Raw genomic sequence first — 14,359 nt, forward strand, 5'->3', positions numbered from 1 at the left:
GAGGCACCGTCTCGGAACACGTCTCCAGGCACGTGGACCGAGCGGCCCCCGCCCGGGACCGTTCGGCCCTCCCCCACCGCGCCGCCTCCGGCGGATGGTGGTTTCGCACCACCTTCAGGCCTCGTGGTGGACGAGGAGCCGGCATGACCTACCCGATCATCACCAAACAGCGCCGTCCTCGCGGCACCTGGCGGCTCTCGGACTACGCCCAGGCCCGCGCGACCTTCACCTGGAGCGAGGCCCGGTCCTGGCTGAGCGGCCTGCCGGACGGCAGCGGCCTGAACATGGGATTCGAGGCGGTCGACCGGCACGTCGCGGCCGGTCACGGCGGGTGGGAGGCCTTGCGGTGCGTCGCGGCCGACGATTCCGTCACCCGCGTGAGCTATGCGGACCTCGCCGCCGACACCTCCCGGTTCGCCAACGTCCTCGCGGGCTCGGGGGTGGCCCCGCAGGAGCGGGTCTTCACTCTGCTGGGCCGGCGCCGGGAGCTGTACACCGCTGTTCTGGGCACGCTGCGCGCCCGGCGGGTGCTGTGCCCGCTGTTCTCCGCCTTCGGCCCGGAGCCGGTGCGGCAGCGGCTCGCATTGGGCAATGCCCGGGTCCTGGTGACCACGGAGGCCCTCTACCGGCGCAAGGTCGAGGCGAACCGGCACCTGCTTCCCGGTCTGGCTCACGTACTGCTGGTCGGTCCCGTCACCGACCCGCCCGCGGGCACCCGCGGACTGGAAGACCTCATGGCGCAGGCCTCCCCCGTGTTCACGGTGCCGCCGACCGACCCCGAGGACGCCGCCCTGCTCCACTTCACGAGCGGAACGACCGGCACGCCCAAGGGCGCGGTGCACGTCCACGACGCGGTCGTGGCTCACCACGCCACGGCGTCCTTCGCCCTGGATCTCGGGCCTCGGGACGTCTACTGGTGCACGGCGGACCCCGGCTGGGTGACGGGCACCTCGTACGGGATCATCGCCCCTCTCACGCACGGTGCCACCCTGGTGGTGGACGAGGGCGAGTTCGACGTGCACCGCTGGTACCGGATCCTCGACACGCAGGACGTCGCGGTCTGGTACACCGCTCCCACGGCGATCCGGATGCTGATGCGGGCCACGCCGCGGGGTGGCGGACGCCGTCTTCCCGGCCCGTACGACCTCTCCGCCCTCCGCTTCATCGCCAGCGTCGGCGAGCCCCTCAACCCCGAAGCCGTCCTGTGGGGGCAGGAGGTCCTGGGCCTCCCCGTGCACGACAACTGGTGGCAGACGGAAACCGGCGCCATCATGATCGCCAACTATGCCTCCAGCGACATCCGCCCCGGCTCCATGGGGCGTCCCCTGCCGGGCGTGGTCGCGGCGGTGCTGGAACGCGGGCAGGACGGACGGGCGGCCGTCACCGACGGGCACGTACGGGAGGTCACCCGTCCCGGCGTGGAGGGTGAACTGGCCCTTCGGCCCGGCTGGCCTTCGATGTTCCGGGGCTACCTGAACGAACGGGCACGCTACGAGGCCTGCTTCGCCGACGGCTGGTACCTCACTGGCGACGTGGTGAAGCGGGACGAAGAGGGATGGTTCTGGTTCGTCGGGCGCGCCGACGACGTCATCAAATCCGCAGGCCACCTCGTCGGCCCGTTCGAGGTCGAAAGTGCCCTGATGGAGCATCCGGCCGTGGCGGAGGCGGGGGTGATCGGCCGCCCGGACCCGGTCGTGGGGGCCGTGGTCAAGGCTTTCGTCTCGCTGCGGCCCGGCTATGAGGCGGCGGATTCGCTGAAGCGCGAACTGCTGGCGTTCTCCCGGCGGCGGCTCGGGCCGGCGGTGGCCCCGCGCGAGATCGATTTCGAGCAGGACCTCCCCAAGACCCGCAGCGGCAAGGTGATGCGCCGCGTGCTGCGGGCCCGTGAACTCGGCCTGCCCGAGGGCGATCTGTCGGCCCTGGAACGTCCTGCCTGAGCAGCCCGTGAGGAAAGGCCCGGCCATGAACGCCACCCCCAGGAGAGGTTCCGGCCCCAAGCGTCCCGGCAGTCGCCGTCAGCCGCACGCGGCCCAGGACGGCCAGTCCCCCGGACGCGACCATCGGCTGGTGCTGCTGAGGCAGATGCTCCTGATCCGCCGCTTCGAGGAGCGCTGTGTCGAGCTCTACAGCGCGGCGAAGATCCGCGGGTTCGTCCACCTGTACATCGGTGAGGAGGCGGTCGCCGTCGGTGTCGGCCAGTCCCTCCGCGAGGAGGACGCCGTCGTGTCCACGTACCGCGAGCACGGCCACGCGCTCGCACGGGGCGTGCCGGCCGAGGCCGTGATGGCGGAGATGTTCGGCAAGGCCACGGGGTGCAGCCGCGGCCGAGGCGGGTCCATGCACCTGTTCGACGCCGGACGGCGGTTCTACGGCGGCAACGCCATCGTCGCCGGCGGGCTGCCGCTGGCCGCCGGCCTGGCGCTCGCGGACCGGATGCGTGGAACCGAACGGGTGACCTGCTGCTTCTTCGGCGACGGGGCCTATGCGGAGGGCGAGTTCCACGAGACGGCCAACCTCGCCGCCCTGTGGCAGCTGCCCCTCCTGCTGGTCTGCGAGAACAACCTGTACGCCATGGGGACCAGTCTGGCGCGGGAACACGCCCAAACGAACCTGGCGATGCGCGCCGCGTCGTACGGTATGCCCGCCTGGACCGTCGACGGCATGGACGTGCTGGCCGTCGAGGCCGCCGCACGGCGGGCGGCGGAGTCCGTCCGGTCGGGCGGCGGCCCGCACTTCCTGGAGGCACGGACGTACCGCTTCCGCGCCCACTCCATGTACGACCCGGACCGGTACCGGGACAAGGAGGAGATCGCGCGGTGGAAGACGCGTGACCCGCTGGACGGCCTGGAGGGGACGATGCGCACCGCCGGAGCCCTGGACGACGGGGCGATGAAGCAGCTGGAGGAGGACGTGGCCATCGAGATCGACGCATCCGTACGCGCCGCGGAGGCGGCTCCGTACGAACCGGTCACGGACCTGCTGCGGTTCGTGACGAGCACTTCCGGGCGGACGACGTGAGCGCGCGCCGGTCCGCCGAGGTCGTCGAACCCGCACGCACGACGTACCGCGAAGCCCTGCGGGAGGGGCTGCGCGAGGCACTGCGCGGCGACGACCGGGTCTTCCTCATGGGAGAGGACGTCGGCCGGTACGGCGGCTGCTTCGGGGTGAGCCTGGGGTTGCTCGAGGAGTTCGGGCCCGACCGGATCCGCGACACCCCGCTGTCGGAGTCCGCTTTCGTGGGGGCCGGGATCGGTGCCGCGCTGGGCGGACTGCGTCCTGTCGTCGAGATCATGACCGTGAACTTCAGCCTGCTCGCCCTCGACCAGATCATGAACAACGCGGCCACCCTGCTGCACATGTCCGGCGGGCAGCTGAACGTACCCGTCGTGATCCGCATGACGACGGGGGCGGGCCGGCAGCTCGCCGCCCAGCATTCCCACAGCCTGGAGAGCTGGTACGCCCATATCCCGGGCATCCGGGTGCTCACCCCCGCCACCGTGGACGACGCCCGCCACATGCTGGCCGCGGCCCTCGACGACCCCGACCCCGTCGTGCTCTTCGAGCACGGGAGCCTCTACAACGAGGAGGGCGTGCTGGACGGCACGATCGATTCCGTCGGCCTCGACTCGGCGGCGGTGCGCCGGCCCGGGGCGGACGTCTCCGTGATCACCTACGGCGGCTCACTGCCCAAGGCCCTGGCCGCGGCGGAGGAGCTCGCCGGGGAGGGCATCGGCGCGGAGGTGGTGGACCTGCGGTCCCTGCGGCCCCTGGACGACGCCACGGTGATGGAGTCCGTCGCGCGCACCCACCGGGCCGTGATCGTCGACGAGGGCTGGCGCAGCGGCAGCATCTCCGGGGAGATCTCGGCCCGCATCACGGAGCAGTCCTTCTTCGACCTGGACGCGCCCGTCCGGCGGGTGTGCAGTCAGGAGGTGCCGATGCCCTACGCGCGGCAGCTGGAGGAGGCCGCCCTGCCCCAGCCTGCTTCCATCGTGGCGGCGGTCCGCCAGGCGGTGGCCTGACATGGGCGAATTCACCATGCCGTCCCTGGGAGCGGACATGGACGAGGGCACCCTCGTCGAGTGGCTGGTCGCCGAGGGGTCCGAGGTCGCGCGGGGTGACGTCGTCGCCGTCGTGGAGACGGCCAAGTCGACCATCGAGGTCGAGTGCTTCGAATCCGGCACCGTCACCGGACTTCTCGTCGAACCGGGCACGACGGTGCCCGTGGGAACTCCCCTCGCGGTCATCGGCCCCACGGCCTCCGGGACCCCTGCCGTGGCGCCCACGCGGCGGCCCTTCGTCGGCCCCGCCCTGGCGACCCCCCTCGTACGGAACCAGGCGGCTGCGGAAGGAGTGGACCTCCAAGCGGTTCACGGCAGCGGCAGGGGCGGCCGGATCACCCGGGCGGACGTGTCGCGGGCCGCTCGCCCGACCCCGGCCCGGATCGCGGCGTCACCGCTCGCCCGGCGCCTCGCCGAATCCCTGGGAGTCGATCTCGCGGCCGTCAAGGGCACGGGCAGCCGCGGCACGATCAAGGCCGACGACGTCCGCTCCGCCGTCCAGGCCGTAGGCACGGAGCCCGCTCACGCCGTCCCGGCCGAGAGGGCCGCGCCGGCCGGACCTCCTCCCACGTCCGCCGGGAGCCGCGCAGCTCCGTCAGGCGGTGACCGTCTCGCCATCGCCCGGCTGATGACCCGCGCCAAGCGGGAGATCCCGCACTACTACCTGTCCACGGTCATCGACCTCGCCGCAGCGCTGGAATGGATGCGCACCGAGAACGGCACGCGTCCGGTCACCGACCGCCTCGTCCCGGCCGCACTCCTGCTCAAAGCCGTCGCTCTGGCCGCTCGGGAGGTGCCCGAGCTGAACGGCCGCTGGTGTGACGACCGTTTCGTGCCCGCCACCGGCGTCCGCCTCGGTACGGCCGTCTCGCTGCGCGGGGGCGGCCTGGTGGCCCCCGCACTGGCGGACGCCGACCGCTTGCCCCTGCAGGAACTGATGGCCACCCTGAAAGACCTCGTCACCCGGGCGAGGCACGGCAGGCTCCGTGCCTCGGAGACCGCGGACCCGACGCTCACCGTGACCAACCTGGGTGATCAGGGTGTCGAGGAGGTGTTCGGCGTCATCTACCCGCCCCAGGTGGCGATGGTCGGCCTCGGACGCGTGACCGACCGGCCCGTCGCGATCGGCGGGATGCTCGCCGTCCACCCGACCGTCACCGCCACCCTCTCCGCCGACCACCGGGCCAGCGACGGCGCGACCGGCTCCCGCTTCCTCACCACGCTCGACCGCCTGCTCCAGCACCCGGAGGACCTGTGACCCGCGACGAAGCCCTCGAGACGATCAAGGCCGTGCTCGAGGAGGTCGTGCCGGGCGCCGACCTCTCCTCGGTGTCCCCCCACGAGAACTTCCGCACGCTCCTGGAGATGGACTCGCTGGACTTCCTCAACTTCATCGAGGTGCTCAGCAGCCGGACGGGCCTCTCCCTGCCGGAACAGGACTACCCCTCGCTCACGACCCTGGCGGGCAGCGCGGACTACGTCGCCGCGCACACCCGGGACACGGAGGAGGACCCGTCGTAACGGTGTGGGAGCCGGACCGCTCAGCCCCCCGGCCGGTGTCCGGACCTACGGTGGGCATCACGGATCCGGCACGACGGCAACGGACGAGATCGGCCCGCGTGCACAAGGGGGCGGAAAGAGTCCACCCGCTTCTCGCGGATCCTGATCGTGCGGTGCGCGGCCCCCGACCGCTTCCCCGCATCCTCACGGGAACTCTTTCCGTCACCTTCATCACATCACCGCACGCCGGGGAACGACAGGGCCGAACGGTCCCCTTCCAGCCCCCGGACGGCCCGCGCTCCCACAACGAGGAGGCGTGAGCCACGGGCAGACGCTGACGCCGGCCGGAACAGTGCAGGGCCTTCCCGCTCCGGCGGCCGGCGCGGACCGTGAGGATGCCGTCCTCGTACGAGGCGTCGACTCCTTCGGCGGGGATCGGTCCGGGCAGCCGGACCCTGCGGAGGAAGGATCCGCAGCGGAACTCCGAGTGGGCCTCGGCCTCCGTGCTCTCGGTGTGCTCGGCAATCCGCTTGGGCCTGTCGGGGCAGCTACGGGGCCATTGGGCCCGGGCCGTGGGGCCGCCGCGCGGTGCACGCTGGAACCATGTCCGAGGTGACCACAACGGATCTGTACGAGGTCACGATGGCGATGTCGTACCTCCGGGAAGGCATGCGTGCCGACGCGACCTTCAGCCTCTTCGTCCGGGATCTGCCGCCGGGGCGGGGCTTCCTGGTCGCGGCCGGCCTGGAGCCGGCCCTCGAGTACCTGACTCGGTTCGAGGTGACGGCGGACGACGTCCGAGTGTTCGCCGAAGCGCTTCACCGACCGACGGCGGACCTGGCCCGGCTGGCCGGCCTGCGGTTCGAGGGCGAGGTCCGCGCCGTCCCGGAGGGACGCCTGGTCTTCGCCGGTGAGCCGCTGCTGGAGGTGACCGCCCCGCTCCCCCAGGCCCAGCTGGTCGAGACGTACCTGCTCGGTCAGCTCTGCCACCAGACGGCCGTCGCCTCCAAGGCGGCGCGCTGCGTCCTGGCCGCGCGCGGCCGACCGGTGGTCGACTTCTCGCTGCGCCGCAGCCACGGTCCCCAGGCCGGCTTCCAGACCGCTCGTCTCGGTGGGATCGTCGGGTTCGCGGGAACCAGCAACGTCGACGCGGCGGTACGGCTGGGCCTGGACGCCTCCGGCACCATGGCGCACTCGTACATCGAGTCCTTCCCCTCCGAAGCGGACGCGTTCCGGGCCTTCGCACGCGCCCATCCCGGGCCGGTCACCCTGCTCGTGGACACCTACGACACCGACCGGGGCGTGTCGACCGCCGCCCGCGTCCTGGCCGACCTGCGGCGCGGCCCGGGCTGCGCCGTCCGTCTCGACAGCGGCGACCTCGGAGAACTGGCCCGACGCTCCCGCACGCAGTTGGATGCCGCGGGCCTGAGCAGCGTACGGATCATCGCCAGCGGTGGCCTGGACGAGTACGCGATCGACGAGCTCGTACGCTCCGGAGCCCCGATCGACGTCTTCGCCGTCGGGACCCGCGTGGGCGTCGCCGCGGACGCCCCGTATCTGGACGCCGCGTACAAGATGGTGGCCTACGACGGGCGTCCGGTGATGAAGCTGTCCCCGGCGAAGGTCACCGCCCCGGCGGCCAAGCAGGTGTACCGCCGACCCGGCAGGCCGGACGTGATCGCCCTGCGTGACGAAACGCCTCCACCACGCTCGGAACCACTGCTGGGCACGGTGATGCTGAACGGTCGCCGGACCGGTCCGTCCGACTCTCTCACCGCCGCGCGCCGCCGCTTCGAGGCCGACCTCGAAGCCCTGCCACCAGGAGCCCGGCGCATCCGTGGCCCGCGGCCTCCCGCCCCGACCGTTTCGGAGAGGCTGTCACGACTCACGGGGGAGGTACGAGGACACCTCCTCAGGGACCTCGGGGGCCCGAGCACCGTCCGTGTCACGGACGGTATTCCACCCGGCGACCCGTGAGCCGCCGCGGAGCGAGCTTCATCCAGTGGGTGCGCTCTCCACCCGCCCAGGGCGCGGCATGGGCGGCGTCGGCCAGGCGCTCCAGCGCGTCCGGATGGGAAACTGCCTCGAGCACCCCCACGGCGAGTACGCTCCATCCCCTCGCCGCCACCTCGTCGATCCGCTCCACCTCGACTGCGGCCTCGGTACTCGCGGCCCGTGCCAGCACGGTACCGGCCCCGGTGCGGAAGACGATTTCCCCGTCGGCCATGAGGTAGTTCACGGGATGGACGGCGGGGCCGTCCATGGTGAAGACGGCGACGCGGCCGATGCCCCGGACCCCGAGAAGCCGTCGGCACTCCTCCTCGTCCAGCACCGCCGGCTGAGTGTCGGTGTGGAGCGGCCTGGCCGGTCGTACGGGACCGCGAGAGGCGGGCGTGTCGACCAGGGCGTCGACGGTCGTGCCGAGAGCTTCCGCGAGGCGGACGAGTACTCCGACCGTCGGGAGGGCAACGTCGTCTTCCAAGGAGGCGATGTAGTGCGCGTCGGCCCCGCAGCGTTCCCCCAGCTCGTCGCGGCTCATACCGGCCGCGGTTCGACGGGCGGCGAGCCGCCGCCCCAGCTCGGTGGTCATGGTGTCAGCCCTCCTCGAGCGGCCGGGCCGCCACATTGCGCGTTCCGGCAGGACGCAGCCGTTCCATTTCCCGCTACAGCCAGCCTGTGCCACGGCGACGCCGCTCCGCATGGGCCGGTTGGCCCCCTCTGCCCGACGGCTGCGGCAGGAGAAGCATCCGCCGTGTCGGCGCGCGTACGCAGGCGACCGGCTGGTGGGAGCCGCGGACGACAGTGACACGGACCCGGCCGGGAATCCCACGAACCCGCGGGGACCCGTGACCCCAGCACCATGAGGTCGGAGTCGTCCGCAGCCGCGCCCGGCAAAGGGTCGGCGCGGCTCCGCGTCTGTTCCGGTGTCACCTCCGGGCCCCGGTGATCCTCGCGGAATCGCTCTGCCGTGTCGCGGAGCAGTCCCGTCGACCGCTCGGCATCGCGGGCAGCGCTCGGGGCGGGGATCACGGGCGTGACGGGCCGCTCCTCCTCCCGGCCCCGGTCCGACGGGAGCAGGCGCGCTGGGGCGTCGCGCGACCCGTGCGGCCGCAGCGAAACCCCCGCGTGATCCGTCCGGACCCCCTACGCGGTCGGGGTTCGCTCTCCGGCTCCGGCGCCGCGAGGGGCCGACTGGGCCGGACAGCTGCCCGAAGGGCCCATGTCCGGGGTCGACGGATCGCCCACAGTGGCAGCACACGCCGGAACCGGAGGTACGGTCATGACCGACACTGCACCGGAAAGGTTCGGTACACGGCCGCCCGGGGACGCCCACCGGCTCGACGTCGCCCACGTCGATGGTGACGTCTACGCGGTCGACGTGCGCGGGCACTGCTTCCGCGTCGACCAGCCCGCGGACGCGGGCGGGACGGACAGCGCGCCCACGCCGACCGAACTGTTCGCAGCGTCCCTGGCCACGTGCGTCGCCTTCTACGCGGGGCGCTATCTGCTCCGCCACGGCCTGTCGTGCAGGGGCCTGGGCGTGCGGGCGGAATTCACCATGGCCGGGGATCGCCCCGCCCGGGTGGCCGCGGTGCGCCTGGTGATCGTGCCGCCCCCCGAGCTGCCAGAGGGGCGGCGCGCCGGCCTGCTCGCCGTCGCGTCGCACTGCACCGTCCACAACACGCTGCAGCAGCCACCGGACATCGGCATCGACCTCGCGCCGTAGGCGCGTCCTCCCCGAAGAAGGCGGGTAGCGAGGTCGGCGACGGAGAGGCAGGCGCAGCGGTACCTCGCACCGCGCCGTGCCGACGGTCGACGCGGCCCTCGGCGCCGGAATCGCGCACCGGATTCCCCGGAGCAGAAGCACGGCCGGTCGACGGCGTACCGGGTCGGGTGCGCCCACCGTGCCCACCCGGCCGACTGACCGCCGACGAAGTCCGCGGAAGCGCGGCCCGGCACTCTACGCACAAGCGGCCCATCGCCGGAATGCGCATGCGGGGTGAGGCCAGTGAGGGAGCAGCATCGATCGGGGCCGCGACGGCCCGCAGGGGTGAACGGGCGGGGGCGTCGGGCCCTGAGCGGGCTCGCCCGCGAGAGCGCACCGCCTTTCGTAAACCGCCATTCGACTGGACTCTGACCGCGTTCGGACGTGTGCGCGCATCATCGGGCCGGCGTTCTGTGAGGCTCGAGGGGTCTGGCGGCCGTGGGGAGCCGGAGTGGTTCCAAGCCGCCGCTGTCCCGCAACGGAAGGTCAGCCGCGACCATGCTCATCAACCAGCTCGCCCTCGTGTCCGAGACCAAGATCAACAAGATCAACCCCTCGCAGATCAACCGGGTCGCCGCCGCGCTCCAGAAACAGGCGACTCGCGACTTCGCACCGCTGTGGCAGGTGAACGCGACGGTGGACGCCTTCGACAGGCTGGAGGACGTGCCCGTCGGGTACTGGCCGCTGATCGTGGTCGACGACGTACCCGACGCGGCGGGGTACCACACGGACGAGAACGGCCAGCCCTTCTCCCTGATCGAGTTCAGCGACAGCTGGTCGATGACCGCGAGCCACGAGATGCTGGAGATGCTGGCCGACCCGTTCGGGAACCGCCTGGTGTCCGGCAAGTCCCCCCACCCCGAGCAGGGACAGGCCCGGTTCCTCGTCGAGGTCGCCGACCCCTCGGAGGCAGAGGAGTTCGGCTACACCGTCAACGGGCTGCTCGTCTCCGACTTCTTCACCCCGCACTTCTACGATCCGGTCACCGTCCCGGGCACGCGCTACAGCTTCGGCGGTCACATCACGGCGCCCCGGACGATCCTGCGCGGCGGATACATCAGCTTCGAGGACTCGGCCACGGGCGAGTGGTGGCAGCAGACCTGGTTCGAGGGCAAGGAGCCGACGTTCCGCGGACTCGGCAGACTGTCGGGCAGCGGCAGCATCCGCGAGGCCATCGACGCCCAGACCAAGACCGTCAGCCGCCTGGCCGCCAGCGGTCCCTCCTCCAAGCCCTACCTGGCCGCGCGGACCCTCACGGCCCGCGTCAAGGAGTCCACCGGCGCCCGGGCCGACGTATGGCGCGCCCAGATCGAGCGGCTGAAGGGGGCGAACCCGGCGGCGAACGCCTTCACGGCCAAGCCCAAGGCCAAGCCCAAAGGGAAGAAGGCGAAGTGAGGAGGACGATCCTTCCCGGACGACCCCCGGCCCGCGGGCCGGGGACGGGGAGGCCGGCGTGAGCGAGGACGCCCGGCGACGCAAGGAGCGCGCGGATCGCCTGCGCGAGATGATCCGGCGGCCCGAGACCAAGGCCGAGTCTCCGGAGCAGGAGAGCCTGAAGGAAGGCGTCGAGCGCCGCATGCGAGAGCTCGACGAGGCCGACCGCGAGAACCGCCGGAACCGCCGGGACGATCAAGGCAGCCCGGAATCCGGGGGTGATCACGGCGAGCCCTGAGGGCCCCGGGCCGCGCCCGACCGGGCGCACGGGCACGCCCTCGAAGCCGGGTTCGGCCTGCACCGCGGACCGTACGGTCAGGCCGCGCGGAGTCGCTCGAGGGGCAGTCGGTACGCATGTGCGCGGCAGCTGCGGGCTGCCGGCTGCCGGTTGCGGTGAGGCGGATCGCCGGGGCGGCATGTCCCCGACGGAGGACCCGATCTCCCCGGTGGACACACCGTCACGTGGTGTCGCCTCCGGTGGTCGCCGCGTGCTAAGTGGCCGGGGTGTCGGGGCGGAGGTGCCTGGCCTTGCTGCCGAGGTGGTGGCCGAGGGCGCGGTAGGCGTCGAACTGGGCGTGGTCGAACCACTGGTCGAAGGTGGCCTGGCGGGGGAAGGCCGGCTCTCGCAGGGCGTAGCTCAGCAGGTCCTCCGGCATGTCGGGGGTCAGGCTGGCCTTCACGAAGACGATCGTCCCCTTCGTGTCCTTCGGCGTGCCCGGAGAGAACTCGACCGGCTCCGGGTACTCGATCGTGCCGCGGACCACGCAGGTGGCGGAGAACCTGGCGTTCAGGGCGGCCATCGGCGTCTCGGGCGAGAGGGGTTTCCCACTGCCGGGTACCAGGTCCAGGAGGTTGCGGCCCTCCTCCCTGTTGAACGTGATCTTCACCCCGAGGTCCTCGTAGGCGAGCGTGACCGCCTGCGCGAGGGTGGTGGACAGGGGTGGGGTGTCCCCGGAGGCGTCGATGACGTAGACGGTCCGGCAGCGGAGCCGCAGCATCTCGACCAGGCCGAGGTTGTCGATGTGCCCGCCGTCGGTGCACAGCAGCAGGGGCGTGGTGTCCGAGAACCAGCCCACCAGCTCCTGGAGCTGGTAGCGCAGCCGGCGTACCCGGGGCAGCCGCGGCATGATCCGGTCGGGCCCGTACTTCGCCAGTTCCGCGATGTAGAGGGGGTTCGGAACCCAGGTCCCCAACCGTACGTTGGACAGCGCGAGCAGCCGCTCCAGGAACGTGGTCTGGGAGCCCATCGCCGAGGCGAAGGCCGCTCCTGACACGGCGACGGCGGACTGTACGGTCAGGTCGCGTGCGATCAGCTCGGGTGCCGAGGACTGCAGGGTGTCGGTGCGGACCCAGCCGGTGTCGGGGCCGCCGCAGTAGTCGGAGGCGAAGGTGAAGGGCACGGCCGGGCGGCCGGGGGCGGTCCGGTTGCGCAGCGAGACGGCCGCCGAGGCGGCGAAGACGACCTGGGGGAAGCCGTCCACCCGCAGGGCGTAGGGGTGCAGTGGGGTCGGCTCGTGGTGGTAGTCGTACGGCAGGGCGCCCACCGATCCGCCCTTCAGCACCGCGCGGCGGACGGCGAAGGCTCCCGCCAGCCGTTGGCGGTAGAAGGGGTGCAGGCTGAACGTGGTCTGGTCGATCACGAGCGACAGCACGATCAGGGCGATCGGGACCCCGGCCTTCCACCAGATGTTCCATTCGCCCGCGTAGACGGCGGCCCAGGTCATGAGGGCGAGGTAGAAGAACGCGACCAGGAGCAGCACGAGCCAGCACACGACGGCCCTTACCCAGCCGCCGCCGGACTGGACGACGAGGGAGCGGCCTCCCTTGCGGAAGGGGCCGGCCCGCTCGCCCTCCGGTGTCAGCTGCTTGACCGTCTTGTGCACGACGGTGAACCAGGTGCCGACCGCGGTCGCCGCCGCGGTGAGGGCGGCGAGCACCGTCAGCCCCCTGCCGTCGCTGTACACCACGCCCTGTTCGTGTGCCAGCCAGGCGAAGAACCAGATCAGCCCGGGGAGGACGATGGAGAGCAGGGCGACCGCCAGGGCCATCGCCACGATCGCCTTCACGATGCTGCGCAGCCAGGCGGGGCGGGACTCCTTGGTCCACGCTCCGGCGAAGGCGAAGGCCACCGACACCAGACCGGCCAGGCCGAGCAGGGCGAGAACGGGCTGCCAGGCGTCCGGGTACAGCTGGAAGGGCGGCAGGACCATCTCCGGCGGCCCGGGGCATGCCGGCGCCACCGGGTTCTGGCAGGTCGGGACGAACCCCTTCGCCCGCGGGACGAAGCGGTGGAGGTCGGTCAGGGGAAGGCGTGAGTAGAACGCGTTCAGGAACTGGCCCGCGGCGGCGAAGACCAGCGCCAGCATGCCGAAGGAGACGGCCATCCCCCGCAGCACCGCCCCGGCGGCGTGCAGCTTCTCTCTGGGCGTGTCCGCCAGGTACTTCGCGTGGCGGCGGATGTGGTCCTCCTCCGGGCTGCCCGGCGCGAACGCGTCCGCGGGCTGCGCGAGGCCGGGCCGGCCGACCGAGGGGTTTCCCTGCGCGTCCACGAACCGGGCGTCGGTCAGGGCCAGTTGGAGGGCTCCTGCGGTGTAGCCTCCGCCGGACACCGACACCAGGTAGTCCGCCTCGAGGAGTTCCTCCCGCAGTGCCTGCAGCGCACCGAGGGCGACCGACGCCGAGCGGATGCCGCCGCCGGAGACGCAGAAGCCGAGCTCGCCGGGCTTCCGGCCGGGCAGCTGGTAGCCGCGGTTGCGCCAGCGGGCCGACGCGCTGCCCTTCGGGTCCGCGGCCAGGCGTGGCCTCGCCGGGTCGGGAGCGGTCCAGTCGGACAGGGGTTCCCAGTCGTGGGGCGCGGCGGGCGGGAGGATCAGGTCCGGCAGGTCCTGCCCCGCTGCGGCGGGCTGATCCACGTACGCCACGACGGGACGGGGGCGGTCCTCGCTCGTGCTCCTCACCGTGGAGGGGGCCAGCACCCGGCGGGAGCAGAGGGTGACGACGGTGAGGGCGGCCGCCGCCACCAGCGGAATGACGAGCGCCCATTTCAGCTGGGCGAAGTGGCCGGCCCACTGCAGGTTCCGCTCCAGATCGTGCTCCGGGCCGCCGCGCAGAACGTCGGCCAAGGGCAGGACGGGGCCGTTCGGGTCGGCCTTGATCCCGTCCAGGGCCTTCCAGAGGAAGACGTTCTCCATGCAGTCCGCCGCCACCGCCACGGGGACGAGGAGGAGGGCCCGCAGGGCCCACAGCCGGACCGCCTTGCGGTACAGGAGCAGGTGGCCGAGTCCGAACGCTCCGGCGAGGGCCGCCGCGTACCCGGGGATGAACCAGCGCCAGTCCAGCACGAGCCCGTCCTGGAAGAGCTCGGGTCCGCCTCCGGCCTTCACGAGGGCGCGGGCCCCCTGCGCGGTCGCCGCGAACTGCAGCAGCAGCTCCCCGTCCCCCGAGGGCCTGGCCCCGTACGGCGGAGCCGCCCCGTACCAGAGGACCATCAGGAGCCCTGCGGCGAGCCCGAACAGGCACAGCCCCACCGCCCAGCCCGGAACCTCCCGCAGCTTCAGCTGCGCCTGAGCATTCGGCATGCACGCAGAGTAGCGATCCG

General features: G+C 72.3%; 12 protein-coding genes. 9 read left to right on the top strand and 3 right to left on the bottom strand.

The window, feature by feature from the left end; genetic code table 11:
* The first annotated feature begins 143 nt into the window (after window positions 1-143).
* The 5 genes from acsA to AB0469_RS22530 are packed head-to-tail and all read left to right on the top strand — an operon-like array spanning window position 144 to window position 5,582.
* A complete protein-coding gene (gene acsA / locus AB0469_RS22510; protein WP_366453192.1) occupies window positions 144-1,937 on the top strand; it encodes an acetate--CoA ligase in 1,794 nt (597 codons plus the stop codon).
* A 25-nt stretch (window positions 1,938-1,962) separates the two neighbouring features.
* Window positions 1,963-3,018 carry a pyruvate dehydrogenase (acetyl-transferring) E1 component subunit alpha gene (gene pdhA / locus AB0469_RS22515; protein ID WP_366453193.1) on the top strand — a complete coding sequence of 352 codons (1,056 nt, stop codon included), beginning with the start codon at window positions 1,963-1,965 and terminating at the stop codon, window positions 3,016-3,018.
* Window positions 3,015-4,022, top strand: a complete 1,008-nt coding sequence (locus AB0469_RS22520; protein ID WP_366453194.1) for a pyruvate dehydrogenase complex E1 component subunit beta — start codon at window positions 3,015-3,017, stop codon at window positions 4,020-4,022. The genes pdhA and AB0469_RS22520 overlap by 4 nt, the downstream gene beginning before the upstream one ends.
* 1 nt (window position 4,023) lies before the next feature.
* A complete protein-coding gene (locus AB0469_RS22525) occupies window positions 4,024-5,319 on the top strand; it encodes a dihydrolipoamide acetyltransferase family protein (RefSeq protein WP_366453195.1) in 1,296 nt (431 codons plus the stop codon).
* A complete protein-coding gene (locus AB0469_RS22530; protein ID WP_366453196.1) occupies window positions 5,316-5,582 on the top strand; it encodes an acyl carrier protein in 267 nt (88 codons plus the stop codon). Before AB0469_RS22525 ends, AB0469_RS22530 begins: the two co-directional genes overlap by 4 nt.
* Here AB0469_RS22530 and AB0469_RS22535 read toward each other — a convergent pair.
* Window positions 5,512-6,183 (bottom strand): Hsp20/alpha crystallin family protein, encoded by a 672-nt coding sequence (locus tag AB0469_RS22535; protein ID WP_366453197.1) that lies wholly within the window; start codon window positions 6,181-6,183, stop codon window positions 5,512-5,514. The genes AB0469_RS22530 and AB0469_RS22535 overlap by 71 nt on opposite strands.
* On the opposite strand from AB0469_RS22535, the gene AB0469_RS22540 reads away from it, so the two are divergent.
* Window positions 6,165-7,538 carry a nicotinate phosphoribosyltransferase gene (locus AB0469_RS22540; protein ID WP_366453198.1) on the top strand — a complete coding sequence of 458 codons (1,374 nt, stop codon included), beginning with the start codon at window positions 6,165-6,167 and terminating at the stop codon, window positions 7,536-7,538. The two genes, AB0469_RS22535 and AB0469_RS22540, sit on opposite strands and share 19 nt — an antisense overlap.
* Here the strand turns inward: AB0469_RS22540 and AB0469_RS22545 are convergent.
* Window positions 7,507-8,151 carry a pyridoxamine 5'-phosphate oxidase family protein gene (locus tag AB0469_RS22545; RefSeq protein ID WP_366453199.1) on the bottom strand — a complete coding sequence of 215 codons (645 nt, stop codon included), beginning with the start codon at window positions 8,149-8,151 and terminating at the stop codon, window positions 7,507-7,509. The two genes, AB0469_RS22540 and AB0469_RS22545, sit on opposite strands and share 32 nt — an antisense overlap.
* Before the next feature lie 690 nt (window positions 8,152-8,841).
* On the opposite strand from AB0469_RS22545, the gene AB0469_RS22550 reads away from it, so the two are divergent.
* From AB0469_RS22550 to AB0469_RS22560, 3 genes are all read left to right on the top strand, one after another.
* Window positions 8,842-9,288 (top strand): OsmC family protein, encoded by a 447-nt coding sequence (locus AB0469_RS22550; protein WP_366453200.1) that lies wholly within the window; start codon window positions 8,842-8,844, stop codon window positions 9,286-9,288.
* A gap of 537 nt (window positions 9,289-9,825) precedes the next feature.
* Entirely contained in the window at window positions 9,826-10,722 is an 897-nt protein-coding gene (locus tag AB0469_RS22555; RefSeq protein ID WP_366453201.1) for a hypothetical protein, read from the top strand.
* A 58-nt stretch (window positions 10,723-10,780) separates the two neighbouring features.
* Window positions 10,781-10,999: a hypothetical protein gene (locus tag AB0469_RS22560; protein WP_366453202.1), complete on the top strand. Its 219-nt coding sequence runs from the start codon at window positions 10,781-10,783 to the stop codon at window positions 10,997-10,999.
* A 253-nt stretch (window positions 11,000-11,252) separates the two neighbouring features.
* Here AB0469_RS22560 and AB0469_RS22565 read toward each other — a convergent pair whose 3' ends face one another.
* Window positions 11,253-14,339, bottom strand: a complete 3,087-nt coding sequence (locus AB0469_RS22565) for a patatin-like phospholipase family protein (protein ID WP_366453203.1) — start codon at window positions 14,337-14,339, stop codon at window positions 11,253-11,255.
* Between the last annotated feature and the right edge of the window lie 20 nt (window positions 14,340-14,359).

Origin of the sequence: Streptomyces sp. NPDC093801 (assembly GCF_040701585.1) — a bacterium.
Lineage (GTDB): Bacteria > Actinomycetota > Actinomycetes > Streptomycetales > Streptomycetaceae > Streptomyces.

What these genes read in the sequence shown, in the direction of transcription:
- acsA (WP_366453192.1), top strand. Translation starts at nt 144, where the DNA reads ATGACCTACCCGATCATCACCAAACAGCGCCGTCCTCGCGGCACCTGG.
- pdhA (WP_366453193.1), top strand. Translation starts at nt 1,963, where the DNA reads ATGAACGCCACCCCCAGGAGAGGTTCCGGCCCCAAGCGTCCCGGCAGT.
- AB0469_RS22525 (WP_366453195.1), top strand. Translation starts at nt 4,024, where the DNA reads ATGGGCGAATTCACCATGCCGTCCCTGGGAGCGGACATGGACGAGGGC.
- AB0469_RS22540 (WP_366453198.1), top strand. Translation starts at nt 6,165, where the DNA reads ATGTCCGAGGTGACCACAACGGATCTGTACGAGGTCACGATGGCGATG.
- AB0469_RS22545 (WP_366453199.1), bottom strand. Translation starts at nt 8,151, where the DNA reads ATGACCACCGAGCTGGGGCGGCGGCTCGCCGCCCGTCGAACCGCGGCC.
- AB0469_RS22550 (WP_366453200.1), top strand. Translation starts at nt 8,842, where the DNA reads ATGACCGACACTGCACCGGAAAGGTTCGGTACACGGCCGCCCGGGGAC.
- AB0469_RS22555 (WP_366453201.1), top strand. Translation starts at nt 9,826, where the DNA reads ATGCTCATCAACCAGCTCGCCCTCGTGTCCGAGACCAAGATCAACAAG.
- AB0469_RS22565 (WP_366453203.1), bottom strand. Translation starts at nt 14,339, where the DNA reads ATGCCGAATGCTCAGGCGCAGCTGAAGCTGCGGGAGGTTCCGGGCTGG.